Source organism: Streptomyces sp. NBC_00669 (assembly GCF_036226785.1).
GTDB lineage: Bacteria > Actinomycetota > Actinomycetes > Streptomycetales > Streptomycetaceae > Actinacidiphila.
In genome coordinates this window covers 2,088,085-2,114,557 of the sequence record NZ_CP109018.1, presented here as the reverse complement: position 1 = coordinate 2,114,557, position 26,473 = coordinate 2,088,085, and the positions used below count along the sequence as shown (strand labels likewise).

Here is a 26,473-nt window from a genome sequence, read left to right as displayed (position 1 = left end):
CTCCTCGGATACGCGATCGCGGGAGCAACCGTGGCAGTGACGTCGTCCGGCACGGCCCAGGCCGCGGAACCGGCCCAGGAACCGATCGTCATCACCCCCGGCGAACCCCGGTACGACGACATGACCAGCGGCTACAACCAGCGCTGGATCGGCGACCCGGAGCAGATCCGGGTCATCCGCTCCACCGCCGAGGCGGTCACCGCCGTCCAGGAACTGGTGGACACCGGCAAGCGCTTCTCGGTGCGCAGCGGCGGCGGCTGTTTCGAGAACTTCGTCTACAACCCGGAGATCGAGGCTGTCCTCGACCTGTCCACCCTCGACGAGGTGGCCTACGACAAGAAGCGCCGCGCCTTCTCCGTCCAGCCCGGCGCGATCCTCCTCAACGTCTACGACACCCTGCTGCACCGCTGGGGCGTCACCCTGCCCGGCGGGCTGTGCTACTCGGTCGGCATGGGCGGCCATGCCTGCGGCGGCGGATACGGGCTGATGTCGCGTCAGTTCGGCCTGGTCGTGGACCACCTGTACGCCGTGGAGGTGGTCGTCGTGGACGCCGGCGGCCGGGCCCGCGCCGTCGTGGCCACCGCCGAACCCGACGACCCGTACCACGACCTGTGGTGGGCGCACACCGGCGGAGGCGGCGGCAACTTCGGCGTGGTCACGCGGTACTGGTTCCGCACCCCCGGCGCGTCCGGCGACGACCCGCGCACGCTGCTGCCCCAGCCGCCCTCGCACGTCCTGCTCAACGTCACGGCCATCCCCTGGACCGCCGTCGACGAGGCCGACTTCGTCCGGCTGCTGCGCAACTACATCGACTGGCTCGGCGCCCACAGCGCCCCCGGAACCCCGGAGACCGGCCTGTCCAGCCTGTTCGGCCTCAACCAGCTCGCCGCCGGCGCCCTGACCCTCATCACCCAGGTCGACGCGACCGTGGCCGGCGCCGAGGACATCCTCGCCGACTACCTCGCCGCGATCGGCGAGGGCACCGCCGAAGGCGTCCGCGCGGCACTGGTCGCCGCACCCACCAAGGCGACCTGGGGCCAGGCCACCCGGTACATCTCCACCTCGAACTACGCGGCCCCGGCCGTACGCGTCAAGGCGAAGTCGGCCTACCTCAAGGGCAACTTCACCACCGGGCAGGCGCAGACCATCCACCGCTACCTGACCAGGACGGACTACAGCAACCCGGGCGCCTCCCTGATCATCTTCCCGTACGGCGGGCAGATCTCCACGGTCGCCTCCGACGCCACCGCCATCCCGCAGCGCGACTCGGTCGTCAAGATGCAGTACCAGGCGTGGTGGACCGACCCGGCCCAGGACGACACCCACCTGGACTGGGTGCGCGGGATGTACAAGGAGGTCTACGCCGCCACCGGCGGGGTGCCCGTGCCCGACGGCACCTGGGACGGCTGCTACATCAACTACGCCGACGCGGACCTCGCCGACCCCGCCCACAACGCCTCCGGCGTGCCCTGGTCGACCTTCTACTACAAGGAGAACTACCCGAGGCTCCAGCGGGTCAAGGCGCGGTGGGACCCCCGCAACCTCTTCCGTCACGTGCTGTCCGTCGAACCGTCCACCAGCCAGTGAGGTACCGATGTCCCTGACCGACGCCGTGCTGACCGACGCCGTGCTGTCCGGAGCCGCCCCGGAGGAGCTCGCCCGCGCCCCGCTGCCCGGCACCTACACCGCGGCGCACCTGCGCGTCGAGGACGAGAACGTCTTCGCGCGGGCGGACAGCGGCGCGGACAAGGATGTCCGCCGTACGCTGCACGTCGGCGAGGTGCCGATGCCCGAACTGGCCCCTGACGAGGTGCTGGTCGCGGTGATGGCCAGTTCCGTCAACTACAACACCGTGTGGTCGGCGAAGTTCGAGCCGGTGTCCACCTTCCGCTTCCTGCGCTCCTACGCCCGGCAGGGCGGCTGGGCGACCCGGCACGACCAGCCCTTCCACGTCCTGGGCTCCGACGCCGCCGGGGTCGTGGTGCGGGTCGGCTCGGGCGTGCGGCGCCGGCGGATCGGCGACCACGTCATCGTCAGCCCCGCCCACGTCGACGACCAGGAGCCGGCCACCCAGACCGACGGCATGCTCAGCGAGGGCCAACTGGCCTGGGGCTTCGAGACGAACTACGGCGGGCTCGCCCACTACGCGGTCGCGCGCGCCAGCCAGCTCATCCCGAAGCCACCGCACCTGACATGGGAGGAGGCCGCCGGCATCCCCGTGTGCGGCGGCACCGCCTACCGGATGCTCGTCAGCGACCGGGGCGCCCGCATGAAGCAGGGCGACGTCGTGCTGATCTGGGGCGCGGCCGGCGGGCTCGGAGCGTACGCGGCCCAACTCGTCAGGAACGGCGGCGGGATCGCGGTGGGCGTGGTCGGCTCCGAGCGGAAGGAGGCCGTCGCCCGCAGGCTCGGCTGCCAGGTGGTGATCAACCGCGAGGAGATCGGCATCGGCCAGGACACCGGTGACGACCCCGAGCAGGCCGTCAAGGCCGGCAAACGGCTCGGCGCGATCATCCGCCGCGAGGTGGGGGAGGACCCGCACATCGCGTTCGAGCACGTCGGACGCGCCACCTTCGGCATCTCCGTGTTCGTCGTCCGGCGTGGCGGCACGGTCGTCACCTGCGGCTCCAGCACCGGCTACCACCACACCTTCGACAACCGCTACCTGTGGATGAAGCTGAAACGGATCATCGGCAGCCACATAGCCAATTTGCAGGAGATGACCGAGTGCGCCCGCCTCTTCGAGCAGGGCCGCATCGCCCCGGTGATCTCCGAGGTGTACCCGCTGGCCGAGGTCGGGGAGGCGACCCGGCGGGTGCAGCTCAACCAGCACATCGGCAAGGTCGGCGTGCTCTGCCTCGCCCCCTCGCCCGGCCTCGGCGTCACCGCGCCCGAACAGCGCGCCCGGATCGGCGAGCACGCCCTCACCCCGCTGCGGTCGTTCACCGCGGCTGCCGCGGGCTGACCCGGTCGCCCGCCACCCGAAGGGACACGAACATGACCACGGACCCGCCGACGGTCGGCATCGGCATCCTCGCGACCGGCTCCTACCTGCCCGAACGGGTGGTCACCAACGCCGATGTCGTCCGGATGGTGCCCGGCACCAGCGAGGAGTGGATCGAAAGGCGGACGAAGATCGTCTCGCGCCGGTTCGCCGCCCCCGACGAGGCGGCCTCCGACCTCGCCGTGCACGCCGCCCGTGCCGCCCTCGACGCGGCCGCCCTCGACCCCGGCGACATCGACTACCTCATCGTCTCCACCACCACCGGCGACGCGCCCATACCGGCCACCGCCACCCTCGTCCAGTACGCGCTCGGCGCCCACCGGGCGGGCTGCTTCGACGTCAACATCGCCTGCTCCGGCTTCGTCACCTCCCTCGCCCTGGCCCGCGCCCTGATCACCCTGCGGCCCGCCGCCAAGGCCCTCGTCATCGGCACCGACGTGTACTCCCGGTTCGTCGACTTCGGCGACCGGGCCACCAGCGTGCTGTTCGGAGACGGCGCCGGAGCCGCCGTGGTCGCCGCCGTCGACGACGGTCCCGGCTTCATCGACCTCGACATGGTCGGCGGCGGCGGCGCCTACGACCTGATCGAGATCCCCGCCGGCGGCAGCCGCCGCCCCGCCTCCGCCGCGACCGTCGCCGACGGCGGCCACGTCCTGCACATGAAGGGCCGCGAGGTCCGCGACTACGTCATGGACAACGTGCCCGGCGTCATCGACGCGCTGCTGGAGCGCTGCGACCACAAGGCGGCCGACATCGACCACTTCGTGCCGCACCAGGCCAACGGCATGATGGTCGCCGAACTCGTCGACGCCTGCGGGCTGTCCGGCGCGGCCACCCACCTGCCGCTGGACCACTCCGGCAACACCGGCAGCGCCTCCGTCGCCATCGCCCTGGACGAGGCCAACCGCTCCGGCGCGCTGCGCCCCGGCGACCTGGTGCTGCTCGCCGGGTTCGGCGCCGGCATGGCGGTGGCCGCCGGCCTGCTGCGCTGGTCGGCGCCCGCGCTGCGGAGCGCGGCATGAGCGCCCGTCGGATAGGCGTGGTCGGCGGCGGCACCATGGGAGCCGGCATCGCCGCCGAGTGCCTGCGGGCCGGCCTCGACGTGCGGGTCCTGGGTTCCGGCGCGGCCTCCGCCGACCGTGCCCGCGGCCGCGTCCTCGGCCTGCTCGACCGGGCGCACGCCAAGGGCCGTATCGACGACGCGGGACGCGCGGACGCCGAGCGCCGCGCGGTGTTCGGCGGCGATCCGGACGCGTTCGCCGACCGGGAGTTCGTCGTCGAGGCGGTGCCGGAGGAGCGGGAGACCAAGCTGCGGCTGTTCGCCCTGCTGGCGAAGACCGTCGAGGACTCCGCGGCGATCCTCGCCTCCACCACCTCCTCCCTGTCCATCACCGACCTGGGCGATGCCAGCGGCCGCCCCGGCGACGTGATCGGCCTGCACTTCTTCAACCCGGTGCCGACCATGCCGCTGGTGGAGGTCATCCGCTCCCCGTACACCACCGACCGCACCGCCGAGCGCGCCGAGGCGCTGGTCACCGGCGTGCTCGGCAAGCAGATCGTGCGCGCCGAGGACCGCAGCGGATTCGTCGTCAACGCGCTGCTGATTCCGTACCTCATGGCCGCCGTGCGCATGTACGAGTCCGGCGTCGCCACGGCCGAGGACATCGACCGCGGCATGACCCTCGGCTGCGGGCACCCCATGGGCCCGCTCACCGTCCTCGACCTGATCGGCCTCGACGTCATCGCCGCCGTGGCGCGCAGCATGGAGAACGGCACCGGAGACCCCCGGCACGCGGTGCCGCCGCTGCTGGACCGGCTGATCGAGGAGGGCCGGTTGGGCCGCAAGACGGGCCGCGGCTTCCACCGCTACGACCGCCCGAGGGCCGCGTGAGCGGCGACCCGCGCGGCAGCCTGTGGGTGCGCCGCTTCCGGCCCCGCCCAAACGCCCCGGTACGCCTGGTCTGCCTTCCGCACGCCGGCGGTTCGGCCAGCTTCTTCGCGGAGCTGCCCGACCTGCTCGGCGAGGAGGTGGAGGTGCTCGCGGTCCAGTACCCGGGCCGCCAGGACCGCCGCGGCGAACCGTTCGCGCCGAGCATGGACGCGCTGGCCCGCGACGTGGTGGCCGCGCTGCTGCCGTGGACGGACCGGCCGCTGGCCGTCTTCGGGCACAGCCTCGGCGCGGTCCTCGGCTTCGAGGTGGCCCGCGGGCTGCGGGCCGCCGGTCGGCCGCCGGCCGCGCTGTTCGTCTCGGGCCGCCGGGCACCCTCCCGGCAGCGGCCCGAACGCGCCCACCTCCTCGACGACGACGGCCTGTTGCGCGAGGTCCGCGCGCTGAGCGGCACGGACTCCCGGGTCTTCGCCGACGAGGAACTCGTACGGATGGTGCTGCCGGCGATCCGCGCCGACTACCGCATCGTGGAGAGCCACCGCTCCGCCCCCGAGCCGCTCCTTGACTGCCCGATCACCGTGCTGACCGGCGCCGACGACCCGAAGGTGACCGCCGAGGAGGCCGCCGCCTGGCAGGAGCACACCACGTCCGCCTTCGACCTGGTCACCTTCCCGGGCGGCCACTTCTACCTCACCGCCCACGCGGCCCCGGTCGCCCACCTGATCGCCGCCACCCTGACCGGCGTCCCCTGACGGCCGGACGGCTCGCAACAGCCCGGGGCATCCCGCGGCGGTGGCCGGTCACCGGACGGGCTCCGGGCCGATCTCGATGGACGCGCCGGCGGGCAGACGGCGGTAACGGGCCCCGGTACCGGGGCCGTTGTCGCCCAGGAAGCCGCCGACCATGGAGACGCCGACGTCGTTGAGGGCGCCGTCATGGATGGCGCAGACCTGCCGCGGGGCCACCTCGCGCACGTAGTCGATCAGTTGCCCGGTGGCGGACCAGGGGCCGTGGACGGGCAGCAGCAGGGTGTCGACGGCGACGTCCGGCACGGTGAGGGCGTCCCCGGGATGGAAGAGGGCCTCGTCGAGGAGGAAGCCGACGTTGCCGACGCGCGGGATGTCCGGGTGGATGACCGCGTGCCACGTGCCGAGCACGGCGACGTCGAAGCCGGCCGCCGTGAAGGCCGCTCCCTCGCCCACGGCGGTGACCCTCCCGCCGAGGCCGTCCAGCCGATCGGCGACGGCGCGGTCGGTCCAGATGCGCAGGGCGGGATTCTCGCTGGTGGCCCTGCGGAGCACATCCTCGGAGAAGTGGTCGAAGTGTTCGTGGGTGACCAGGACGGCCTCGGCGCCGTCGAGCGCGTCCGGTTCGGTCAGACCCCCGGGGTCGATGACCAGCCGACGGCCGTTCTTCTCGATACGGACGCAGGCGTGGCCGAACTTGGTGAGATGCATGTGGGCCTCCTCAGGCAACCCTGAAACTGTACAACCAAGCTGTACAGATTGGTTACACAGTTCGGCTAGGGTAGGGCCATGGAAGACGACGCGCTGGCCGAAGACCTGCGACAGGCGATCGGGGAACTGGTCCGCGCCGTGCGGACCGCCGACACCATGCCCCCCGGAGAGGCCGCCATCCTCGGCCACCTCGATCGCAGCGGCCCGCAGACCACGGCCGCACTCGCGCACCGGCGCGGAGTGACGCACCAGTCCGCCGCCAAGTCCGTCAAGGAACTGATCGACCGTGGATCGGTGCGCGCCGAACCGCATGCCAGCGACGGCCGCAAGATCCTGCTGCACCTCACCGACGCCGGACGAACCCGCCTCCAGCAGGAGCGCAGCCGGCGCGCCACCTGGCTCAACGCCGCCATCGCCGACGCGCTCGATCACCACGAGCGGCGACAGCTGCGCGACTGCGTCCCCCTGCTGGTTCGCCTCACCGCCCACATCACCGGCCCGTGACCGGGCCCTCCCCGCCGCGGAGCCACGCGCCAGGGCCCTTCGAGCGCGGGCGGAAACGCCGTGAGGTGCCGTAGCTGTCGTGGCGGGCCCGGCACGATCGCCCGGACAGGGCCTTGAGCGGAGAACTGCGGGGCCGCTTCCGATGAGCCCGGCAACCCTGCCCACCGGACGGCCTCAGCACCCCTGGTGCGAACGCCCCCGTCCCGCACCCGATGTCCGACACCCGGCGCGGACGCCGCGGACTCTCGGGCCCCCGCGCCGTCGACCGTCCAAGGAGGACGTGATGGCACGGAGCAACCAACGCGCCAACCGACGATTAGCCATGCTGATCGAGGAGAGCGGAGCCAGCCACGCGAGCCTGGCGCACCGCGTCAACGAGCTTGCCGCCGGCGCCGGCGTCACCCGGTCCTACACCCACACCTCGATCAGCAACTGGACGAGTCGGGGCATGATCCCCGACCCCCCGATCCCCACGCTGCTTGCCCTGGCACTGAGCGATCCAGCGAGAGGACGTCCAGCCATCCCCAGGGACGCCGCGTCGGCCGAGCCGACCTCGACGAACTGTGGGCGGCCTCCGAGGATGCCCGCCGATGGGACTCCAAGTACGGCGGAGGCAATTGGAGAGCCAGCATGGTCACCGACTGCCTCACCCACCGTGCCGTGCCGCTCCTCCAGGGCGCCTTCACCGAAAGCGTAGGCGCCGAGCTGTTCGCGGCCACCGCGGAGCTCGCCCGGGTCGCCGCCTGGCACGACGTCGACATGGGCCAACATGCCACCGCCCAGCGCCACTTCGTGCAGGCCCTGCGTTTGGCCCGTGCCAGCGCTGATCCTGCCGTTGGCGCCTACGTTCTCAGCACCATGGCCCTGCACACCTTCCTGCGCGGCTTCCCCACCGAGGCGGTCGACATGGCCGAAGGCGCCTACGAGCGGGCCAAGCGCGAAGCTCCCGCCCGGGTTCTCGCCTTCGCGAAACTCGCCCAGGCCCGTGCCCACGGGCTCGCCGGCGACGCCCCCGGCGCTGTCGCCGCGCTCATCCACGCGGAACAGCTCGTCGACGCCGCCGAGACTGACCCCCGCGATCCCGGTTGGCTCGCGTACCTCACCCACGCCCGCATCGCGACTGACGCCGCTGAGATCTACCGCGACCTCAAACTTCCCGATCAGTCGCTCTCCTGGAGCCGCCGTGCATCGGTCATGCCCGCGGGCGTGTTCTCCCGCGCCGTCGGCATCCGCCACACCGTGGTCGCCACCGCCCACCTCCAACGCCGCGACCTCGAACCCGGCCTCGAAGCAGGCGAACACGCCCTGACCATCCTCGGCCGCCTGCACTCCACCCGCAGCCGCTCCTACCTCCGGGCATTCACCACCGCACTGGCCCCGTGGCGTTCACGTCCCGACGTCCGAGACTTCCTTCACCGCGCGGACCTCGTCCTGACCGCTGACTGACCTCCACAGAATGGGACGGCCGGGTCGACCGCACCACGCCACAAGCTCAGCAGCAGGTCCCGGACCGCTGCGGGCTGGGCCAGGAACGGGTGGTGGCCGGCGTCGAGTTCCACGGCGCCAGCCGCTCGGCGGGCGAACTCGCGCTGTCACGCGTTCTTGGCGCGGCTGAGGAGCGCCGGGGCGTGAACTGCCCCTACACCGTAGGACCGGCGCGCAATGGTGAGCCAGGACGTTGCCAAAACTTGCAGATTGACGCGTGGCACACCGTCCGTGAGGATGACGTCACCGCAAGTGTCGGCAACCTACCGAGGAGACGGCTGTGGAACTCACCTCCGCGGCCAAAGATCCCGAGTCCGAGCCCAGCGGCTCACCCGCGCTCTACCGCACCGACCGGAAGTCGTGGCTGGCCCAAGGCTGGGTGGTCAAGATGAACATCCCCGAAACCGTCCTGACCTCCACGCCCTGCGCCACTTCTCCGCCTCCGAGGAACTGGAGGCCGGCGAATCCACCGTCTCCCTGGCACGCCGGTCGGTAGAGCCCGTTGAGTGCGGCCCGTAGCCCGCCGCAGGTCCAAAGTCCCGGAGACGTCCCAGAGATGCCGCCGCACCCCGTCCTGACCCTCTAGGTAGCAGGTCGGACGGGGCGCGGCGGCATGCGTGGATCAGATGTCGCGGAAGATCTCGATCTGCGCGCCGATCGTGTTCAGCCGCTCGGCGAGGTCCTCGTAACCGCGGTTGATGACATAGACGTTGCGCAGCACCGACGTGCCCTCGGCGGCCATCATCGCCAGCAGCACCACCACCGCGGGGCGCAGCGCGGGCGGGCACATCATCTCGGCGGCGCGCCAGCGGGTCGGGCCCTCGACCAGCACCCGGTGCGGGTCGAGGAGTTTGACCTGGGCGCCCAGCCGGGTCAGTTCGGTGAGGTAGATGGCCCGGTTGTCGTAGACCCAGTCGTGGATCAGCGTGGAGCCCTGGGCGGTGGCGGCGATGGCCGCGAAGAACGGCACGTTGTCGATGTTGAGCCCGGGGAACGGCATCGGGTGGATCTTGTCGATCGGCGAACTCAGCTTGGAGGGGCGGACGGTGAGGTCCACCAGCCGGGTGCGGCCGTTGTCCGCGCGGTACTCGGGGGTGAGTTCGTGGTCCAGCCCCATCTCCTCCAGCACCGCGAGTTCGATCTCCATGAACTCGATCGGCACCCGGCGGATGGTCAGTTCGGACTCGGTGACGACCGCCGCGGCCAGCAGGCTCATCGCCTCGACCGGGTCCTCGGAGGGCGCGTAGTCCACGTCGCGGTCGATCTCGGCGACGCCGTGCACGGTGAGGGTGGTGGTGCCGATGCCCTCCACCTGCACACCCAGCTCCTCCAGGAAGAAGCACAGGTCCTGGACCATGTAGTTGGAGCTGGCGTTGCGGATGACGGTCACGCCCTCGTGACGGGCGGCGGCCAGCAGCGCGTTCTCGGTCACGGTGTCGCCGCGCTCGGTCAGCACGATCGCCCGCTTCGGGGTGATGCCGCGGTCCACCTCGGCGTGGTACGTGCCGTCGGTCGCGGTGATGTCCAGGCCGAAGTGGCGCAGCGCGTTCATGTGCGGCTGGACGGTGCGGGTGCCCAGGTCGCAGCCGCCCGCGTACGGGATGCGGAAGCGGTCGGTGCGGTGCAGCAGCGGGCCGAGGAACATGATGACGCTGCGGGTGCGGCGGGCGGCGTCGGTGTCCATCGCGGCCAGGTCCAGCTCGGCCGGCGGCACGATCTCCAGGTCGTTGCCGTCGTTGATCCAGCGGGTGCGCACGCCGATGCTGCCCAGCACCTCGAGGATGCGGTAGACCTCCTCGATCCGCGCCACCCGGCGCAGCGTGGTCCGGCCGGCGTTCAGCAGCGTGGCGCAGAGCAGCGCGACGCACGCGTTCTTACTCGTCTTGACGTCTATGGCGCCGGACAGCCGGCGCCCCCCGACCACTCTGAGGTGCATCGGGCCGGCGTAACCGAGGGACACGATCTCGCTGTCCAGCGCCTCGCCGATTCTGGCGATCATCTCAAGGCTGATGTTCTGGTTGCCGCGCTCGATCCGGTTGACGGCGCTCTGGCTGGTGCCGAGCGCTTCCGCGAGCTGCGCCTGTGTCCAGCCTCGATGTTGACGGGCGTCTCGGATGAGCCTGCCGATGCGTGCGAGGTAATCGTCGGTCATGTCGACCAGGCTATCTCACATATGAGATAGAGCAACGCGGGTTAGGCCATCCGTGGCGAGTCGGGGACATCCGTTGCGGCACTGGTACGCGGCCGGCCCGGCCGGTGTCGCGGCCCGTCCTCACCGTAACGCCGGCGGCGGTGCCTGCCATCCGGGGCGCGGCCGTGCGGTGTACCCCTCACCCGCACAGACGGCGCCCATCCGGATTCGGTTCCACCCCCCGGTCGCCGGGGGAGTCGAGGCGGGCTTCGATGGGGGCAGCGCATCACGCGGCGGGCCGGGGGTACCCGAATCGAGGTGGTGTACTAGAGTTATCTCGACATCGAGATATCTGCCGAGGCGTGCCGTCGGGACGCCAGCAATGCGGTGGTACGCGCGAGAACATGCATGAAGGAGACTGTCGTGTCGGCGAACAGCTTCGACGCCCGCAGCAGCTTGCAGGTGGGCGACGAATCGTATGAGATCTTCCGGCTGGACAAGGTGGAGGGCTCGGCCCGGCTGCCGTACAGCCTGAAGGTGCTGCTGGAGAACCTGCTGCGCACCGAGGACGGCGCGAACATCACCGCCGACCACATCCGGGCGGTCGGCGGATGGGACTCGCAGGCCCAGCCGAGCCAGGAGATCCAGTTCACCCCGGCCCGCGTGATCATGCAGGACTTCACCGGCGTGCCGTGCGTGGTGGACCTCGCGACCATGCGCGAGGCGGTCAAGGAGCTGGGCGGCGACCCGGCGAAGATCAACCCGCTCGCCCCGGCCGAGCTGGTCATCGACCACTCGGTGATCGCCGACCGCTTCGGCACCCCGGAGTCCTTCGCGCAGAACGTCGAGTTGGAGTACGGCCGGAACAAGGAGCGGTACCAGTTCCTGCGCTGGGGCCAGACCGCGTTCGACGAGTTCAAGGTGGTCCCGCCCGGCACCGGCATCGTCCACCAGGTGAACATCGAGCACCTGGCCCGGACCGTCATGGTCCGCGGCGGCCAGGCGTACCCCGACACCCTGGTCGGCACCGACTCCCACACCACCATGGTCAACGGCCTGGGCGTGCTCGGCTGGGGCGTCGGCGGCATCGAGGCCGAGGCCGCGATGCTCGGCCAGCCGGTGTCCATGCTGATCCCGCGGGTGGTCGGTTTCAAGCTCACCGGTGAGCTGCCGGCCGGCACCACCGCCACCGACCTGGTGCTCACCATCACCGAGATGCTGCGCAAGCACGGCGTGGTCGGCAAGTTCGTCGAGTTCTACGGCGAGGGCGTCGCCGCCACGTCGCTGGCCAACCGCGCCACCATCGGCAACATGTCGCCGGAGTTCGGCTCCACCGCGGCGATCTTCCCGATCGACGCCGAGACGCTGAGCTACCTCAAGCTCACCGGCCGCTCGGCCCAGCAGGTCGCGCTGGTCGAGGCGTACGCCAAGGAGCAGGGCCTGTGGCTGGACCCGGCCGCCGAGCCGGACTACTCCGAGAAGCTGGAGCTGGACCTGTCCACGGTGGTGCCGTCCATCGCCGGGCCCAAGCGCCCGCAGGACCGCATCGTGCTGGCCAACTCCGCGCAGCAGTTCGCCCGCGACGTGCGCAACTACGTCACCGACGACGAGGAGGCGGGCAAGGAGTCCTTCCCGGCCTCCGACTCCCCGGCCACCCACAACGGCGTGCCCACCAAGCCGACCCAGGTGACCACCCCCGAGGGCGACACCTACGAGATCGACCACGGCGCCGTCACCGTCGCCGCGATCACCTCGTGCACCAACACCTCCAACCCGTACGTGATGGTGGCCGCCGCCCTGGTGGCCAAGAAGGCCGTCGAGAAGGGCCTGACCCGCAAGCCGTGGGTGAAGACCACCCTCGCCCCGGGTTCGAAGGTCGTCACCGACTACTTCGACAAGGCGCACCTGACCCCGTACCTGGACAAGCTCGGCTTCAACCTGGTCGGGTACGGCTGCACCACCTGCATCGGCAACTCGGGCCCGCTGCCCGAGGAGGTCTCCAAGGCGGTCAACGAGGCCGACCTCGCGGTGGCCGCGGTGCTCTCCGGCAACCGCAACTTCGAGGGCCGGATCAACCCGGACGTCAAGATGAACTACCTCGCCTCCCCGCCGCTGGTCGTCGCGTACGCCATCGCCGGCTCGATGAAGGTGGACATCACCCGGGACGTGCTGGGCACCGACACCGAGGGCAAGCCGGTGTACCTGGCGGACATCTGGCCGAGCGAGGCCGAGGTGAACGACGTGGTCGCCTCCGCGATCGGCCAGGACATGTTCACCGAGTCCTACCAGGACGTCTTCGCCGGCGACGCGCAGTGGCAGGCGCTGCCGATCCCCACCGGCAACACCTTCGAGTGGGACCCGCAGTCCACCTACGTGCGCAAGCCCCCGTACTTCGAGGGCATGGGCACCGAGCCGGAGCCGGTCACCGACATCTCCGGCGCGCGGGTGCTGGCCAAGCTCGGCGACTCCGTCACCACCGACCACATCTCGCCGGCCGGCGCCATCAAGGCCGACACCCCGGCCGGCCAGTACCTCACCGAGCACGGCGTGCAGCGCCGCGACTTCAACAGCTACGGCTCGCGTCGCGGCAACCACGAGGTCATGATTCGTGGCACCTTCGCCAACATCCGGCTGCGCAACCAGATCGCTCCGGGCACGGAGGGCGGCTTCACCCGCGACTTCACCCAGGACGGCGGGCCGGTCGCGTTCATCTACGACGCCTCGCGCCACTACATCGAGCAGGGCACCCCGCTGGTCGTGCTGGCCGGCAAGGAGTACGGCTCCGGCTCGTCCCGTGACTGGGCCGCCAAGGGCACCGCGCTGCTGGGCGTGAAGGCCGTCATCGCCGAGTCCTACGAGCGCATCCACCGCTCCAACCTGATCGGCATGGGCGTGCTGCCGCTGCAGTACCCCGAGGGCGAGTCCGCGCAGACCCTGGGCCTGACCGGCGAGGAGACCTTCTCCTTCGCCGGGGTGACCGCGCTCAACGACGGCACCACCCCGCGTACGGTCAAGGTCAGCACCGACACCGGCGTCGAGTTCGACGCGGTGGTGCGGATCGACACCCCCGGAGAGGCCGACTACTACCGCAACGGCGGCATCATGCAGTACGTCCTGCGCTCGCTGCTGCGCAAGTGAGCCGATGACCCGGGCGTAACACGTCCGAAGCACCACTGTCGGCCGGACGGGCCGCACCCCTGTCACCCGGGGGTGCGGCCCGTCCGCGTTTTCCGGCAGGTCGCCCGCCGCTGGGCGCTTCCACCCGGTTCACTACTTGAACGCACCGAACCGGGAGAGCCGTTGGGAACTGAATACAACACGGGTCCGAGCTTTCGGCTGGGCGAACATCCCACGTTTCGGACAGGTCTCAACTCGGGAAAGCTTGGTGGCCAAACTCTCATTCGATCTTGCCCTGCCCGAGTCAAGTGGACTATACCTGTCGGCGTCCGGGAACCCGCTGAGTGCGGGGGCGCGCGGGGGGTGCTGACAGGGTGGCCAACACGGCCGTCGGCTATCGTTCCTCGCCTCACTGGATGCAGTGCATCACTCACGCTTCAACTGTTCGCGGTCGTCGGCGGATTCCGCTGCACCGCATGAGTCCTGGAAGAAGGCTGAGGACTTGAGCATGGGCTCCGAGATCAACCGCCGCGATGCCATCAAGCGGGCCGTCGCCATCGGCGTGGTGGCCGTCCCGTCCGCCTCGCTGCTGTCGGCCTGCGCCTCCAGCGGAGGCGGCAGCGACAAGCCGAAGGCGGACCCCACCGGTGCGAAGACGGCGAACAACCCGCTCGGCGTGAAGAAGGGAACGCCGCTGGAGGCGTTCATCTTCAAGGGCGGCTTCGGCGACTCGTACGTCAAGGCCGCGGAGACGGTCTACAACTCCGAGTACGGCATCAAGGTCAAGCACACCGGCACGCAGGGCCTGGGCCCGAAGCTCCAGCCGCGCTTCGCCAGCAACACCCCGCCGGACATCATGGACAACTCCGGCGCCGACAACCTCGACACCGCGGCCCTGGCCAAGGAGAGCAAGCTCCAGGACCTCACCCCGCTGCTGGACGCCCCCACCATCGACGACCCGAGCAAGAAGGTCCGCGACGTCCTGATCGCCGGCACCGTCGAGCAGGGCCAGTTCGGCACCCAGGCGATGTACGCGTTCAACTACGCGTTCACCGTCTACGGCGGCTGGTACTCCAACAAGCTCTTCCAGGACAAGGGCTGGGAGTACCCGCAGACCTTCGACCAGGCGCTGGCCCTGGGCGCCAAGGCGAAGAAGGAGAACATCTCCCTCTTCACCTACCCGGGCAAGTACCCGTACTACGTCCACTTCGACCTGCTCGCCCAGATCGGCAAGATCGGCGGCAAGGACGTCCTCAACGCCATCGACGACCTCGAGGACGGCGCCTGGCAGGTGGACGCCGTCAAGCAGGTCATCGGGTACTACGAGGAGGTCGCGGCGAAGAAGTACTTCATGCCCGGCTCCGAGGGCATGACCCACATCCAGATGCAGACCGCCTGGACCAAGGGCAAGGCCGCCATAGTGGCGGACGGCTCGTGGGTGGAGAACGAGGCCGCCCCGACCATGCCGAAGGACTTCGACCTGGCCGTCGGCGCGCTGGTCGGCTCCGGCACGTCCGACAAGCTGCCGTTCGGCACCGTCTACGCCGCGGCCGGCGAGCCGTACATCGTCGCCGCCAACGGCAAGAACCCGGTCGGCGGCATGGAACTGCTGCGGATCATGATCAGCAAGAAGCAGACCGACAACTTCACCAACACCACGAAGTCGCTGACCTGCATCACCGGCGCCTCGGAGGGCCTGACCCTGACCCCGGGCCTGGCCTCCGCGTCCAAGGCGCTGACGGCCGCCGGGCCGAACGTGCTCAACTCGCGGCTCCAGGACTGGTACGTCAAGCTCAACCAGGAGACCCTGGGCAACCTGACGCTCCAGCTGCTGACCGGCAAGATCAATGCCAAGAAGTGGATCGAAGGCGCGCAGAAGGCCGCGGACGCCACCAAGGCCGACTCGTCCGTGCCCAAGTTCAAGCACGTGTGACCCGAACATTCCCTGACGGCTGAGACGAGAGCGACCGGCACTATGCGACACGGCAAGTACCGGTTCATCATCGGGTTTCTGGCAATTCCTGTGGCGTTGTACGCGGTCCTTGTGATCTCGCCCTTCGTCCAGGACTTCCAGATCTCGTTGACGGACTGGAGCGGGTTGACCCCCGAGAAGCACTACATCGGGCTGGACAACTACCAGAAGATCATCCACAACAACCTCTTCTGGAAGGCACTGTGGCACAACGTCCTGATGCTGCTGATCGTGCCGATCGTGACGCTCGCGCTGGGACTCTTCTTCGCCTTCATGCTCAATGTCGGCGGCCGGCGGCGCAAGAACAGCGCGTCGGTCGTCGGCGTTCGGGGCGCGGGTTTCTACAAGATCGTCTACTTCTTCCCGCAGGTGCTGTCGGTCACGGTGATCGCGGTGCTGTGGGAGCAGATCTACAACCCCGACCCGGACAACGGCCTGCTCAACTCGCTGCTGGGCGACGTGGGCCTCACCTCGCTCCAGCAGTCCTGGCTGGGCGACCCGAACATCGCGCTCGCCTGCATCATGGCGGTGATGGTCTGGGCGAACGTCGGCTTCTACGTGGTGCTCTTCTCCGCCGGCATGGCCTCGATCCCCGGTGAGATCTACGAGGCGGCGCTGCTGGACGGCGCCAACCGCTATGTCACCTTCTTCCGGGTCACGCTGCCGCTGCTGCGCGACACGGTGGCCACCGGCTGGGTCTACATGGGCATCATCGCCATGGACGGCTTCGCCTTCGTCCAGCTGATGTCGGTCAACAACGGCGGGCCGAGCGAGACCACCGACGTGGTGCCGCTGCTGCTGTACAAGACGGCATTCCGCGACAACAGCCAGTACGGCATGGCGGCCGCGATGGGTGTCGCGATGCTGATCGTGACGCTGCTGTTCGCCGTCCTGACGCTGCGGCTGAACCGCCGCGAGCGCATCGAGTTCTAGGGGTGCCGCGATGACCACAGAGATTTTCGAAGACGCGCCCGGTCCGGCGGACAAGAACCCGAACCAGGTGATCCAGAAGCCCGCGCCCGACGCGGCGGCCAAACACCGCTGGCGCGGTGAGGGAGTGGTGCTGAACGTCTTCAGCCACGGCTTCCTCGCCGTGTGGGCGCTGATGGTGGCGGTACCGCTGCTGTGGGCGCTGTGGAGCTCGTTCAAGACCTCGGGCGACATCCTCTCGCACCCCTGGTCGCTGCCGCTGCACCCGCACGTGGACAGCTGGTCGCGCGCCTGGACCAAGGCGCACATGAGCCGCTACTTCATCAACACGGTGATCGTGGTGGGCTTCTCGACCGTCGGCACCATGCTGTTCGGTTCGATGGCCGCTTATGTACTGGCCCGGTTCGAGTTCTTCGGCAACCGCTTCATCTACTTCCTGTTCGTCGGGGGCATGGCCTTCCCGGTCGTGATGGTGCTGGTGCCGCTGTTCTTCGTGACGAAGAACCTGGGCATCCTGAACACGCTGCCCGGCCTGATCCTGGTCTACATCGCCTACTCGCTGCCGTTCACCGTCTTCTTCATGACGTCGTTCTTCAGAACGCTGCCGACCTCGGTGGCGGAGGCGGCACTGGTCGACGGGGCGAGCCACACCCGCACGTTCTTCCAGATCATGGTGCCGATGGCCAAGCCGGGCATCATCAGCATCGGGATCTTCAACGTGCTCGGGCAGTGGAACCAGTATCTGCTGCCCCTGGTGCTCAACCAGGGCAACACCGACAAATGGGTGCTCACGCAGGGTCTGGCCGACCTGTCCGTGCAGCAGGGCTACCAGGGCGACTGGTCGGGTCTGTTCGCCGGCCTGTCGATCGCGATGCTGCCGGTGCTGGCGATCTACATCATCTTCCAGCGCCAGGTGCAGGCGGGCCTGACCGCGGGTGCCGTGAAATAGGCCCTCCGCCCGGCTCGGTACACCCCTTACGCTGTCCCCAGCGGCTCCGCGAGCATGCGGAGCCGCTGGTCGGCGTACGGGGCGGTTCGCGTAACGGTGTGGTTCTCCCCCTTGACGGGACATCACCCCTAACACTCAACTTAGAGTTCACATGTTGTAGACGACGGGGTCTCACTGGTGTGGCAGCTCTGACGCCGGTACCCGGGCCTCGTCCCGTGCGGGCAGCCGGAACCGCTCCGGCTGCCGGGCAGGAGTGGATGTCGTGGAGACACCGGGATCGCAGTCATCGCTGCACCGGGCCAACCTGGAGCGCGTGGTGCGGGCCGTCCGGCTGGCCGGCTCGCTCACCCAGGCGGAGATCGCGCGCACGACCGGTCTGTCGGCGGCGACGGTGTCCAACATCGTGCGCGAGTTGCGGGACAACGGGACGGTGCAGGTCACGCCGACCTCCTCGGGCGGTCGGCGGGCGCGCAGCGTGGCGCTGTCCGGGGACGCGGGCATCGTGGTCGGCGTCGACTTCGGCCACTCGCACCTGCGGGTCGCGGTCGGCAACCTCGCCCACCAGGTGCTCGCCGAGCAGTCCGAGCCGATCGACGTGGACGCCTCGGCGTCCCAGGGCTTCGACCGGGCCGAGCAGTTGGTGGCGCGGCTGGTGGAGTCCACCGGGATCGACCGGGACAAGGTGCTCGGGGTGGGCCTCGGCGTGCCCGGGCCGATCGACATGGAGACCGGCACGCTCGGGTCCACCGCGATCCTGCCCGGCTGGAGCGGCATCAACCCGCGGCAGGAGCTGACCGACCGGCTCGGCGTCCCGGTCCAGGTGGACAACGACGCCAACCTCGGCGCTCTGGGCGAGTTGGTGTGGGGCGGTGGTCGCGGGGTCAAGGACCTGGCGTACATCAAGGTGGCCAGCGGTGTCGGCGCCGGCCTGGTGGTGGACGGGCGGATCTACCGCGGCCCGGGCGGCACCGCCGGGGAGATCGGCCACATCACCCTCGACGAGTCCGGTCCGGTGTGCCGCTGCGGCAACCGCGGCTGCCTGGAGACCTTCACCGCGGCGCGCTACGTGCTGGAACTGCTGCGCGGCAGTCACGGGGAGAACCTCACCATTCCCAAAATGGTGCAATTGGGACGCGAGGGGGACCCGGGATGCCGCCGGGTGATCGGCGACGTCGGGCGGCACATCGGCATGGGCGTGGCGAGCCTGTGCAACCTCCTCAACCCCAGCAGGGTCGTGCTGGGCGGGGACCTGGCGGAGGCGGGGGAGCTGGTGCTCGGCCCGATCCGCGAGTCGGTGTCGCGGTACGCCATTCCGAGCGCCGCCCAGCGGCTGTCGGTGATGCCCGGCGCGCTCGGCGCGCGGGCCGAGGTTCTGGGTGCGCTTGCCCTGGTTCTGAGCGAGATGGGCGATTCCACGCTTCTCGACGGGAACACACCCGTTGATACACCCGCCTTTTCGGCATAACGGAGCGTTCACACAGCTAACGAAACGCGCCGTTGCCATCTCGTTAAGTGTTTACTTCTTGACGACACGTGTCAGCCGGAGTTGACTCACGACCACCTCGGCCGCAGTGTTGCGGCCCTGTCAGGGAGGCAACCTCAGATGAACGCAATGACGCGTCGGATCGTCATCGGCACGGCGGCTGTGTCGATGGCGCTCACCATGGCCGCGTGCGGCAAGGCGGGCGGCAGCAGCAAGGGCGGCGACGCCAAGTCGATCGGCATCCTCCTTCCGGACACCGTCACCGCGCGGTACGGCTCCTTCGACAAGCCGTTGATGGAGAAGAAGATCAAGGAGCTGTGCTCCGATTGTAAGGTCAGCTACGACAACGCCGCCGGTGACCCGTCGACGCAGGCGCAGCAGGTCAACACGATGATCACCAAGGGTGTCAAGGTGCTCATCCTCGACCCGCAGGACTCGGTGGCGATCCAGTCCTCGGTCGAGCAGGCGGTCAAGAAGGGCATCAAGGTCATCGCGTACGACCGCCTCGCCCAGGGCCCGATCTCCGCGTACGTCTCGTACGACAACGAGAAGATCGGCGAACTGCAGGGCCAGGCGCTGCTGACCGCCATGGGCGCCAACGCCAAGCCGACCTCCAAGATCGTCATGATCAACGGCGACCCGTCCGACCCGAACGCCGCGATGTTCAAGGCCGGCGCGCACAAGGCGCTCGACGGCAAGGTCAACATCGCCTACGAGCAGACCGGTCTGTGGAAGGACACCGAGGCCAACAAGAAGATGACCGCGGCGATCACCTCGATCGGCGCGAAGAACATCGCGGGCGTCTACTCGGCCAACGACACGATGGCCGGCGGTATCGTCACCGCGCTCAAGGCCAACCACATCAACCCGCCGCTGACCGGCCAGGACGCCGAACTGACGGGCCTGCAGCGGATTCTGGTGGGTACCCAGACCTCCACCATCTACAAGCCCTACAAGCCTGAGGCCGACGCCACCGCCGAGATCGCGGTCGACATGATCACCGGCAAGGACTGGAAGTCGATCACCGACACCACCGCCAAGAGCGGGTCGGGCCAGACCATCCCGTCGCACCTGATCACGGCCACCTCGGTGACCAAGGCCAACATCAACAGCACGGTGGTGAAGGACGGTCTGTACAAGACCTCCGACCTGTGCTCTGCGGAGTTCGTCGCGGCCTGCAAGGCGGCCGGCATCACCGTGGGCTGACGGCACCGCCTCCCGTGAGCCTGTCCGGCGCCCCGCCCCACATCAACCACCCCGCTGCCGGGGCGGGGCGCCGGACGGAAACACTCGCGGGGTTCTTCCGCGGGGGCGGGGTTCCGCCTCTTCCCCGTTAACGTTGTCATCGTGTGCTTCGCGGCACACACACCGCGGCTGACGTTCCAGTACGCGGCATCCCCGCCGGTCAGGCGGCGAAGGAGATGGTTCACGTGTCCGCTACGCCCGTGTTGGCGTTGCGCGGAGTCTCCAAGCGATTCGGTGCGGTTCAGGCCCTCACCGATGTCGAGTTGGAGGTCCATGCCGGAGAAGTGGTCGCCCTGGTGGGCGACAACGGTGCCGGTAAATCCACTTTGGTCAAGACGATCGCCGGGGTCCACCCCATCGACGACGGTGTCATCGAGTGGGAGGGCAAGGGCGTCACCATCAACCGCCCGCACGATGCCCAGCAACTCGGTGTGGCCACCGTCTACCAGGACCTCGCGCTGTGCGACAACCTCGACGTTGTCGGCAACCTCTTCCTCGGTCGCGAGCTGCTGCGTTTCGGCAGCCTCGACGAGGTCACCATGGAGCAGCGCTCCCGCGAGCTGCTCAACACCCTCTCGATCCGCATCCCCAGCGTGCGCATCCCGATCGCCAGCCTCTCCGGCGGTCAGCGACAGGTCGTCGCGATCGCCCGCGCGCTGATCGGCGAGCCGAAGGTCGTCATCCTCGACGAACCGACCGCCGCCCTCGGTGTCGAACAGACCGCCCAGGTGCTCGACCTGGTCGAGCGGCTGCGCGAGCGCGGCCTCGGCGTCATTCTGATCAGCCACAACATGGCCGACGTGACCGCCGTGGCCGACACCGTGCACGTGCTCCGGCTCGGCCGGAACAACGGCTCGTTCCCGGTCAAGGGCACGACGAACGAACAGATCATCGCCGCGATCACCGGTGCCACGGACAACGCCGTGACCCGTCGGCAGACGCGCAACGCGGAGGCGGCCAAGTGAGCAGCGAAAAGACATCCGTTGACACCTCGAAGGGTGGCGCGCCCATCGACGAGGTGCCGCCGCCCGCCGTGGTGGCGGTCGATCCCCGGCTGCTCGTCCGTGAGCAGGGCTTCGCCGGCTACATCACCGAGTTCAAGCGCCGGGTCAAGGGCGGCGAGCTGGGCTCGATGCCCGTCATCGCGGCGCTGATCATCATCTTCGTCGTCTTCCAGCTCGCGAACAGCCGGTTCCTGAGCGCGGACAACCTCACCAACATCGGCTACTACCTGGCCGGTGCCGGGCTGCTCTCCATCGGCCTGGTGTTCGTGCTGCTGCTCGGTGAGATCGACCTGTCGGTCGCCTCGGTCAGCGGACTGTCCGCGGCGATCTTCGCCACGTTCACCACCACCCACGGCATGAACCTGTGGTTGGCGGCGCTGCTGGTGGTCGTGATCGGCGTCCTCATCGGCGCCTTCCACGGGTTCTTCCTGGCCAAGATCGGTGTGCCGGCGTTCGTGGTCACCCTGGCCGGCTTCCTCGGCTGGAACGGCTTCATGCTGTGGCTGCTGCGCAAGACCGGCAGCATCTCGATCGCCGACAAGGGTCCGATCCACTACATGGACCAGACCTCGTTCTTCATGAACTCCAGCATCGCCGGCGCCTACATCCTGGCCACCATCGGTGTCGCGCTGTTCCTCGGCACCGCACTGGTCGACCAGGGCCGCCGCCGCAAGGCCGGCGTGCCCTACCGGGCCACCAGCGAGATCGTGCTGCGCACGGTGCTGCTGGCGATCGTCGCCTACGGTGTCGCGATCGTGCTGAACAACTCCCGCGGTGTGCCGAACGCCCTGGTGCTGTTCCTGGTCGTCCTGGTGATATCCGACTTCGTGGTCCGGCGCACCACCTTCGGCCGCAAGGTCTTCGCGCTCGGCGGCAGCCTCGAGGCGTCCCGCCGGGCCGGCATCAACGTGCCCGCGATCCAGATCGCGGTGTTCGCCATCGCCGGCGGCTTCGCCGCGCTGGGCGGCCTGTTCCTCGCCGGCCAGATCGAGACCGCGAACACCCAGGCCGGTACCGGCAACGTCCTGATGCTGGCGATCGCGGCCGCGGTCATCGGCGGCACCAGCCTCTTCGGCGGCCGGGGCAGCGTGTGGTCGGCCCTGATCGGTGGCCTGGTCATCGAGTCCATCCAGACGGGCCTCAACCTGCTGAACATGGACACCTCGATCCAGTACATGATCACGGCCGCGGTGCTGCTCGCCGCGGTGATCATCGACTCGGTGTCCCGCAGGACACAGCGGACGTCCGGCCGCGCCTAGCGACCGGCCGCACCCGCCACGAGGCACCCGCGCCGGGTGCGCCAGGACCACGGTCCGGGCGCACCCGGCGCTGCGTCGTACGGCCGTGTGGCGGTCGTACGGCCGTGCGGGCGCGCCCGCACGGGTACCGGCCGGAACACAGCCGGTGACATATCTCGCACGGGTCGGCGGACGCTCCGGTATCCGGAACATTAGACTCGCTGAATGGCCAGATCGGCCCGCCGCGACGGACAAGTGCGCGCTAGGAAGAGGAGGCACGGGTGGCACTGCTGACCCGTATCAACGGACCCCGCGACCTCGACCGGCTCAGCCCGCAGCAACTGGTGGAACTCGCCGAGGAGATCAGGGACTTCCTCGTCGACGCGGTCTCCAAGACCGGCGGCCACCTCGGCCCGAACCTCGGCGTGGTCGAGCTGACCATCGCGCTGCACCGGGTCTTCCACTCGCCCGCCGACCGCGTCCTCTTCGACACCGGCCACCAGGCGTACGTGCACAAGCTGCTCACCGGCCGTCAGGACTTCGCGAAGCTCAAGAGCACCGGCGGCCTGTCCGGGTACCCCTCGCGCGCCGAGTCCGAGCACGACGTGATCGAGAACAGCCACGCCTCCACCGTGCTCGGCTGGGCCGACGGCCTCGCGAAGGCCAACGAGCTGCTCGACCGCGACGACCGGGTGGTCGCCGTGATCGGTGACGGCGCGCTCACCGGCGGCATGGCCTGGGAGGCGCTGAACAACATCGCCGCCGCCAAGCACCGCCCGCTGGTCATCGTGGTCAACGACAACGAGTGGTCGTACTCGCCGACCATCGGCGGCCTGGCCAACCACCTCGCCACCCTGCGCACCACCGACGGGTACGAGCAGTTCCTCGCCCGCACCAAGGAGGTGCTGGAGCGCACCCCGCTGATCGGCAAGCCGCTCTACGAGACGCTGCACGGCGCGAAGAAGGGCCTGAAGGACTTCGTCACCCCGCAGGGCATGTTCGAGGACCTGGGCCTGAAGTACCTCGGCCCGATCGACGGCCACGACATCGACGCGGTCGAGTCCGCGCTCCAGCGCGCCAAGCGCTTCCGCGGCCCGGTCATCGTGCACTGCATCACCGAGAAGGGCCGCGGCTACACCCCGGCCGAGCGCGACGAGACCGACCGCTTCCACGGCATCGGCCCGATCCACCCCGACACCGGGCTGCCGGTCGCGGCCGGCGGCGCCGACTGGACCTCGGTCTTCGGCGACGAGATGCTCGAACTGGGCAAGGAGCGCGAGGACATCGTCGCGATCACCGCGGCGATGCTGCACCCGGTGGGCCTGACGAAGTTCGCCAAGGCGTTCCCCGAGCGGGTCTACGACGTCGGCATCGCCGAGCAGCACGCCGCGACCTCCGCGGCCGGCCTGGCCACCGGCGGCCTGCACCCGGTCTTCGCGGTCTACGCCACCTTCCTCAACCGCGCCTTCGACCAGGTGCTGATGGACGTCGCGCTGCACAAGTGCGGCGTCACCTTCGTGCTGGACCGGGCCGGCGTCACCGGCAGCGACGGCGCCTCGCACAACGGCATGTGGGACATGTCCATCCTCCAGGTCGTGCCCGGCCTGCGGATCGCCGCGCCGCGCGACGCCGACCAGGTCCGCGCGCAGTTGCGCGAGGCGGTCGAGGTGGACGACGCGCCGACCGTGGTGCGCTACTCCAAGGGCGCGGTCGGCCCCGCGGTCGCCGCGGTCGGCCGGATCGGCGGGATGGACCTGCTGCGTGCCCCCGCCGAGGGGACCAAGCGCCCGGACGTGCTGCTGGTCTCGGTCGGCGCGCTCGCCCCGATGTGCCTGGAGATCGCCTCGCTGCTGGACGCGCAGGGCATCACGACGACCGTGGTCGACCCGCGCTGGGTCAAGCCGGTCGACCCCGAGCTGCCGGCGCTGGCCGCCCGGCACCGGGTGGTCGTCACCGTCGAGGACAACGGCCGGGTCGGCGGCGTCGGCTCGGCCGTCGCCCAGGCGCTGCGCGACGCCGAAGTGGACGTGCCGCTGCGGGACTTCGGCATCCCGCCGCAGTTCCTGGCGCACGGCTCCCGCAAGGACGTGCTGGCCGCCATCGGGCTCACCGCGCCGGACATCGCCCGCCAGGTCACCGGGGTGGTCGCCACCATCGACGGACGGTTCGCCGACGAGGCGGACAGCGCGGGCGCGGTCGCCACGGCCGACGCGGCCGACGAGGTCAGCCAGGACTGACCGCCCCCGGCCGTACGCCGGCCCGGGCCCGTACGCCGGCCCCCGGGCCGCCGTACACCGGCCGGGCCGGGGCGCGAGCCGCCGCGCGGGCGCACCTCGACACATGCAGGGGGTTCACCCGCAGGGGTGGACCCCCTGCACCGTGGAGGGACGCTTAGGCGCGCCTTTACGGGTGAGGCGATCCACCGGAGTGGAGTAACGAGCACCGCCTCGGGACCGACCGGGGCGGTGCGACGATCCGATGGAGGTGCGCTCGTGGACTCCGGCACGCGTGAGGCGACGACGCGGCGGCAAGGGGTGTTCCGTGCCAAGACGATCGAGGAGTCCATCGCGGACACCGAGGACCCCGAGCACGGACTGCGAAAGGAGCTGTCGGCGCTCGACCTGATCGTCTACGGGGTCGGCGTCATCGTCGGCACCGGCATCTTCGTGGTGACCGGCTCGGTCGCCAAGCAGTACGCCGGCCCGGCCATCGCCCTCGCCTTCATCGCCTCCGCGGTGGTCTGCGGCCTCGCCGCCCTCTGCTACGCCGAGTTCGCCTCCACCGTGCCGGTGGCCGGGTCCGCGTACACCTTCAGCTACGCCTCGATCGGGGAGCTGCCGGCCTGGATCATCGGCTGGGACCTGGTGCTGGAACTGGCGCTCGGCGCGGGCGTGGTGGCCGGCGGCTGGTCGGGATACGTGCGGAACCTGCTGTCGAACGTGGGCATCACCGTGCCGCAGCAGCTCAGCCACTCCAGCGGCCACTACGGCTTCGACATCCTCGCGGCGGGCCTGGTGCTGGTGCTCACCGCCATCGTGATGGCCGGCATGAAGCTGTCGGCGCGGGTCACCGGCCTGGTGGTCGCGGTCAAGGTGACCGTGGTGCTGCTGGTGATCTTCGCCGGGCTGTTCTTCATCACCGGCAGCAACTACTCGCCGTTCCTGCCGCCGTCCAAGGCGAACACCAGCGGCGGCTCGGACCTGCACGCGCCGCTGGTGCAGGTCATGTTCGGCTTCACCCCGTCGTCCTTCGGCGTGATGGGGATCTTCTCCGGCGCCGCGGTGGTCTTCTTCGCCTTCATCGGCTTCGACATCGTGGCCACCGCCGCCGAGGAGACCCGCCACCCGCAGCGGGACATGCCGCGCGGCATCTTCGGCTCGCTGGTGGTGTGCACCGTGCTCTACGTCGCGGTGTCGCTGGTGGTCACCGGCATGCAGAAGTACTCGGAACTGGACACCAGCGCTCCGCTGGCCAGCGCGTTCAAGGCGGTCGGGGCGCCCTTCTGGTCCGGCCTGATCAGCTTCGGCGCCGCGGTCGGCCTGACCTCGGTGGTGATGATCCTGCTGCTGGGCCAGACCCGGGTGTTCTTCGCGATGAGCCGGGACGGCCTGCTGCCGCGCGCCTTCTCCCGGGTCCACCCGCGGTTCGGCACCCCGTACCGCACCACGGTGCTGCTCGGCGTGATCGTCGCGCTGATCGCCGGGCTCTTCACCGTCGGGCAACTGGAGGAGATGGTGAACATCGGCACGCTCTTCGCGTTCATCGTCGTCGCCATCGGCGTGATCGTGCTGCGGCACACCCGTCCTGACCTGCCGCGCGCCTTCCGGGCCCCCTGGGTGCCGGTGCTGCCGGTGCTGTCGGTGTGCGCGTCGCTGTGGCTGATGATCAACCTCAGCGTGGAGACCTGGCTGAGGTTCGCCGGCTGGATGCTGGTCGGCTTCGCGATCTACTTCGGGTACGGCCGCAGCCACAGCAGGCTCGCCCGGCGCGACTGACAGCCCCGGGCCCGCCCCGGGCCCGCCGTGCCGACCGACCCGAGTCCGCGCCGCCGACCGCCGGAGCCCCC

19 protein-coding genes are annotated in these 26,473 nt (G+C 69.8%); 17 read left to right on the top strand and 2 right to left on the bottom strand.

What is annotated here, in order from left to right; all coding sequences use genetic code 11:
* Positions 1–30: 30 nt before the first annotated feature.
* Genes OG896_RS08525 through OG896_RS08505 form a run of 5 tightly spaced genes read left to right on the top strand, consistent with a single transcriptional unit; the run spans position 31 to position 5,644 of the window.
* Positions 31–1,587 (top strand): FAD-binding oxidoreductase, encoded by a 1,557-nt coding sequence (locus OG896_RS08525; protein ID WP_329363869.1) that lies wholly within the window; start codon positions 31–33, stop codon positions 1,585–1,587.
* Between the two features lie 7 nt (positions 1,588–1,594).
* A complete protein-coding gene (gene ccrA, locus OG896_RS08520) occupies positions 1,595–2,965 on the top strand; it encodes a crotonyl-CoA carboxylase/reductase (protein WP_329363868.1) in 1,371 nt (456 codons plus the stop codon).
* A gap of 32 nt (positions 2,966–2,997) precedes the next feature.
* Positions 2,998–4,026, top strand: a complete 1,029-nt coding sequence (locus OG896_RS08515; RefSeq protein WP_329363866.1) for a 3-oxoacyl-ACP synthase III family protein — start codon at positions 2,998–3,000, stop codon at positions 4,024–4,026.
* The gene (locus tag OG896_RS08510) at positions 4,023–4,895 is read left to right on the top strand and encodes a 3-hydroxybutyryl-CoA dehydrogenase (RefSeq protein ID WP_329363864.1); all 873 of its coding nucleotides are present in this window, start codon (positions 4,023–4,025) and stop codon (positions 4,893–4,895) included. The genes OG896_RS08515 and OG896_RS08510 overlap by 4 nt, the downstream gene beginning before the upstream one ends.
* Entirely contained in the window at positions 4,892–5,644 is a 753-nt protein-coding gene (locus OG896_RS08505) for a thioesterase II family protein (RefSeq protein ID WP_329363862.1), read from the top strand. The genes OG896_RS08510 and OG896_RS08505 overlap by 4 nt, the downstream gene beginning before the upstream one ends.
* A 48-nt stretch (positions 5,645–5,692) precedes the next feature.
* On the opposite strand, the gene OG896_RS08500 is transcribed toward OG896_RS08505, so the two are convergent.
* A complete protein-coding gene (locus tag OG896_RS08500) occupies positions 5,693–6,349 on the bottom strand; it encodes an MBL fold metallo-hydrolase (RefSeq protein WP_329363860.1) in 657 nt (218 codons plus the stop codon).
* A 78-nt stretch (positions 6,350–6,427) separates the two neighbouring features.
* Here OG896_RS08500 and OG896_RS08495 point away from each other — a divergent pair, with 78 nt between their 5' ends.
* On the top strand, positions 6,428–6,853 hold the full coding sequence (locus tag OG896_RS08495) for a MarR family winged helix-turn-helix transcriptional regulator (protein ID WP_329363859.1): 426 nt from the start codon (positions 6,428–6,430) through the stop codon (positions 6,851–6,853).
* 630 nt (positions 6,854–7,483) lie between these two features.
* The gene (locus OG896_RS08490; RefSeq protein ID WP_329363857.1) at positions 7,484–8,299 is read left to right on the top strand and encodes a sporulation protein; all 816 of its coding nucleotides are present in this window, start codon (positions 7,484–7,486) and stop codon (positions 8,297–8,299) included.
* Between the two features lie 661 nt (positions 8,300–8,960).
* On the opposite strand, the gene OG896_RS08485 is transcribed toward OG896_RS08490, so the two are convergent.
* A complete protein-coding gene (locus OG896_RS08485) occupies positions 8,961–10,490 on the bottom strand; it encodes a UDP-N-acetylglucosamine 1-carboxyvinyltransferase (protein WP_329363855.1) in 1,530 nt (509 codons plus the stop codon).
* Positions 10,491–10,892: 402 nt separating this feature from the next.
* Here OG896_RS08485 and acnA point away from each other — a divergent pair, with 402 nt between their 5' ends.
* From acnA to OG896_RS08435, 10 genes are all read left to right on the top strand, one after another.
* On the top strand, positions 10,893–13,607 hold the full coding sequence (acnA, locus tag OG896_RS08480; protein ID WP_329363854.1) for an aconitate hydratase AcnA: 2,715 nt from the start codon (positions 10,893–10,895) through the stop codon (positions 13,605–13,607).
* A gap of 487 nt (positions 13,608–14,094) precedes the next feature.
* Entirely contained in the window at positions 14,095–15,519 is a 1,425-nt protein-coding gene (gene ngcE, locus OG896_RS08475) for an N-acetylglucosamine/diacetylchitobiose ABC transporter substrate-binding protein (protein ID WP_329363853.1), read from the top strand.
* 42 nt (positions 15,520–15,561) lie between these two features.
* Positions 15,562–16,491, top strand: coding sequence for a carbohydrate ABC transporter permease (locus OG896_RS08470; protein ID WP_329363852.1), 930 nt, complete (start codon positions 15,562–15,564; stop codon positions 16,489–16,491).
* Positions 16,492–16,501: 10 nt separating this feature from the next.
* Positions 16,502–17,437: a carbohydrate ABC transporter permease gene (locus OG896_RS08465; RefSeq protein WP_328470437.1), complete on the top strand. Its 936-nt coding sequence runs from the start codon at positions 16,502–16,504 to the stop codon at positions 17,435–17,437.
* Between the two features lie 262 nt (positions 17,438–17,699).
* Complete coding sequence (locus tag OG896_RS08460) at positions 17,700–18,902, top strand: ROK family transcriptional regulator (RefSeq protein ID WP_328470439.1); 1,203 nt, start codon at positions 17,700–17,702, stop codon at positions 18,900–18,902.
* A 138-nt stretch (positions 18,903–19,040) separates the two neighbouring features.
* Complete coding sequence (locus OG896_RS08455) at positions 19,041–20,126, top strand: sugar ABC transporter substrate-binding protein (RefSeq protein WP_329363851.1); 1,086 nt, start codon at positions 19,041–19,043, stop codon at positions 20,124–20,126.
* A 215-nt stretch (positions 20,127–20,341) separates the two neighbouring features.
* A complete protein-coding gene (locus OG896_RS08450) occupies positions 20,342–21,130 on the top strand; it encodes an ATP-binding cassette domain-containing protein (RefSeq protein ID WP_328470442.1) in 789 nt (262 codons plus the stop codon).
* Complete coding sequence (locus OG896_RS08445; RefSeq protein ID WP_402448580.1) at positions 21,127–22,428, top strand: sugar ABC transporter permease; 1,302 nt, start codon at positions 21,127–21,129, stop codon at positions 22,426–22,428. The genes OG896_RS08450 and OG896_RS08445 overlap by 4 nt, the downstream gene beginning before the upstream one ends.
* Before the next feature lie 260 nt (positions 22,429–22,688).
* Complete coding sequence (gene dxs / locus OG896_RS08440) at positions 22,689–24,644, top strand: 1-deoxy-D-xylulose-5-phosphate synthase (protein ID WP_329363849.1); 1,956 nt, start codon at positions 22,689–22,691, stop codon at positions 24,642–24,644.
* 255 nt (positions 24,645–24,899) lie between these two features.
* Entirely contained in the window at positions 24,900–26,402 is a 1,503-nt protein-coding gene (locus OG896_RS08435) for an amino acid permease (RefSeq protein ID WP_329363848.1), read from the top strand.
* Positions 26,403–26,473 lie beyond the last annotated feature (71 nt).

Coding starts and splice junctions, on each gene's coding strand:
- ccrA (WP_329363868.1), top strand. CDS start 1,595: ATGTCCCTGACCGACGCCGTGCTGACCGACGCCGTGCTGTCCGGAGCC.
- OG896_RS08515 (WP_329363866.1), top strand. CDS start 2,998: ATGACCACGGACCCGCCGACGGTCGGCATCGGCATCCTCGCGACCGGC.
- OG896_RS08510 (WP_329363864.1), top strand. CDS start 4,023: ATGAGCGCCCGTCGGATAGGCGTGGTCGGCGGCGGCACCATGGGAGCC.
- OG896_RS08500 (WP_329363860.1), bottom strand. CDS start 6,349: ATGCATCTCACCAAGTTCGGCCACGCCTGCGTCCGTATCGAGAAGAAC.
- OG896_RS08495 (WP_329363859.1), top strand. CDS start 6,428: ATGGAAGACGACGCGCTGGCCGAAGACCTGCGACAGGCGATCGGGGAA.
- OG896_RS08490 (WP_329363857.1), top strand. CDS start 7,484: ATGGTCACCGACTGCCTCACCCACCGTGCCGTGCCGCTCCTCCAGGGC.
- OG896_RS08485 (WP_329363855.1), bottom strand. CDS start 10,490: ATGACCGACGATTACCTCGCACGCATCGGCAGGCTCATCCGAGACGCC.
- ngcE (WP_329363853.1), top strand. CDS start 14,095: ATGGGCTCCGAGATCAACCGCCGCGATGCCATCAAGCGGGCCGTCGCC.
- OG896_RS08470 (WP_329363852.1), top strand. CDS start 15,562: ATGCGACACGGCAAGTACCGGTTCATCATCGGGTTTCTGGCAATTCCT.
- OG896_RS08465 (WP_328470437.1), top strand. CDS start 16,502: ATGACCACAGAGATTTTCGAAGACGCGCCCGGTCCGGCGGACAAGAAC.
- OG896_RS08455 (WP_329363851.1), top strand. CDS start 19,041: ATGAACGCAATGACGCGTCGGATCGTCATCGGCACGGCGGCTGTGTCG.
- OG896_RS08450 (WP_328470442.1), top strand. CDS start 20,342: ATGGTTCACGTGTCCGCTACGCCCGTGTTGGCGTTGCGCGGAGTCTCC.